A 2191-nucleotide genomic window follows, 5' to 3' on the forward strand; every position below is an offset into this window, starting at 1 on the left:
CACGGCGGCGTGGATCAACCAGCCACAGCAAAGAGAGGTCCCCTCACACGCCTAACCACTTGGCTGTGTCTCAAACGCCTTGACAGATTCCGGCCTGATGCTATGGCCGACGGCGCTTGGGATCAGCCGGAACGCCGCGGCCGGTCCAGCGCAGCTCCGATCATGAGGCCAGCGGCGGTGACGATGAACATCTCGGAGGTTCCCGGCGCCAGCCGTCGTGCCAGGAGTCTCACGATGCGACGTTCCGCACGTCAGGCCGATGGCCCGGGTGGTAGTCCCACCAGGTTGTCCCAGAGCGCATTGAGGTCTGCGTCCGTCCTATGGCCGCGCGCAGCCTCCCGCAGCAGCAGCAGGCCCGTCGATTCCAGGTGACGGCGCATCGCTGCTCCGGCCGCACGTGGGTCTCCTTGCTCGATGGCGTCAAGAATCGGTCGATGTTCCCGGTATACGTCATCCAGGGAGCGGGACGCCCGAATGGTGGAGGTGCCGACCAGTCGGGTTGCATCCCGCAGATTCTCGACAATCCGGGTGGCATGGGCGTTGCCTGCGAGCTCCAGCAGCAGCCCGTGCAACCGCTGATCATGCATCATGAAAGCAGTTTCGTCGCCGGCGGCGACCGCACTCAGCATCGCCTTGTACTCGGATTCCAACGCTTCGCGGTCGGCCTCCTGTGCCCTCTCGGCCGCACGCTCGGCAGCGGGCACCTCCAGCGCGAGGCGGACGGCAATGATCTCGGTCAGCTCCCGCGCTCCGGGAAGGACGACGCGGAACCCGCGGTTGCGCTCGAAGGCCACCATCCCGGTTTCCGCCAGCCGCAGCAGTGCGTCCCGGACCGGGCTGCGGGAGACGCCCAGTTTGTCGGCCAGCCGGTACACCGAATACAGCTCGCCCGGGACCAGGGTGCCGTTCCGAATGCCCTCGCGTACTGCGTCGATCGTGCGGTCAGTGAGAGTGGGGGGACGCCCCGGGCGCTCTTTGGCGTCGAAGGCGGCGGCGGACGATGGTGACATGACTCCAAGACTAGTCTGCCGCAGCGCTGGACACAGGGAGTAACATGTTACTCATGGCGACGACGCTCACAGCACCCACCTCCCTCGTATCCGAACTCCAGTCCCGCGGTGTCCCGGACGCCCGGGCGGATGCAACCTCACGCGCGGTCTACTCAAGCGATGCGTCGCTGTACCGGGTGCAGCCGGCGGCTGTCGTTTTTCCGCGACACCTGGACGAAGTCCTCACTACGCTGGAGGTCTGCCGTGAACGCGGTATTCCCTTTACGCCGCGCGGCGCCGGCACGTCCATCGCCGGTAACGCCATCGGGCCCGGCGTCGTTCTCGACTTCAGCCGCCACCTGAACAGGGTCCTGAATTTCGACGTCGAGGCCCGCACGGCCGTCGTCGAACCCGGCGCGGTCCACGCCACCCTCCAGAAGGTCGCGCTGGCCAACGGCCTGCGGTTCGGTCCCGATCCTTCCACCCACAGCCGTTGCACCGTGGGAGGGATGATCGGCAACAACGCCTGTGGTTCGCGTGCGCTTGCCTACGGGCGTACCGCCGACAATGTGACACACCTCGACGTCGTGACCGGCTCCGGCACCCGGCTACACCTCGGCGCGGACGGCACGCCGTCATCGCCGGAAACTAACGCGCTGCGCTCACTGGTGAGTGCCGAGCTGGGAACCATCCGCACCGAACTCGGGCGGTTCGGCCGGCAGGTCTCCGGGTATTCGCTGGAGCACCTGCTGCCGGAGCGCGGGTTCGACCTGCGCCGCATGCTCGTCGGCAGTGAAGGCACGCTCGCCGTCGTGCTTGAGGCGGGAGTGCGGCTGGTGGCCGACCTGCCGTACAAAACCATGGTGGTGCTGGGGTTCGAGAACATCGGCGCCGCCGGCGACGCGGTGCCCGCCGTGCTGCCCTTCAAGCCCACCGCCTGCGAGGGCCTGGATTCGCGCATCGTCGAGGTGGTTCGTACCCGCAAGGGCCCACAGGCCGTGCCCGAACTACCCGACGGCGCTGCCTGGCTGTTCGTCGAGATATCCGGGGACGATGCCCAGGAGGTCGCCGACCGGGCCGCGCGGGTCAGCCGCATTGACGCCGCCCGGCATACCCGCATCATCGAGGATCTCCGACAGGCCGCTGCGCTCTGGCGAATCCGCGAGGACGGCGGCGGACTGGCGGGCCGGTCGCCAGCCGGA

General features: G+C 67.8%; 2 protein-coding genes. One reads left to right on the forward strand and one right to left on the reverse strand.

All coding sequences use genetic code 11. The features are described from left to right. Window positions 1-251: 251 nt before the first annotated feature. A complete protein-coding gene (locus tag Y704_RS0106640; protein WP_026549532.1) occupies window positions 252-1010 on the reverse strand; it encodes a GntR family transcriptional regulator in 759 nt (252 codons plus the stop codon). A 53-nt stretch (window positions 1011-1063) separates the two neighbouring features. Here Y704_RS0106640 and Y704_RS19490 point away from each other — a divergent pair. After that, window positions 1064-2191: FAD-binding oxidoreductase (locus tag Y704_RS19490; RefSeq protein WP_155850256.1), on the forward strand; the 1128-nt coding region annotated here is incomplete at its 3' end.

It is taken from the genome of Arthrobacter sp. Br18, from assembly GCF_000520555.1.
GTDB lineage: Bacteria > Actinomycetota > Actinomycetes > Actinomycetales > Micrococcaceae > Arthrobacter_D.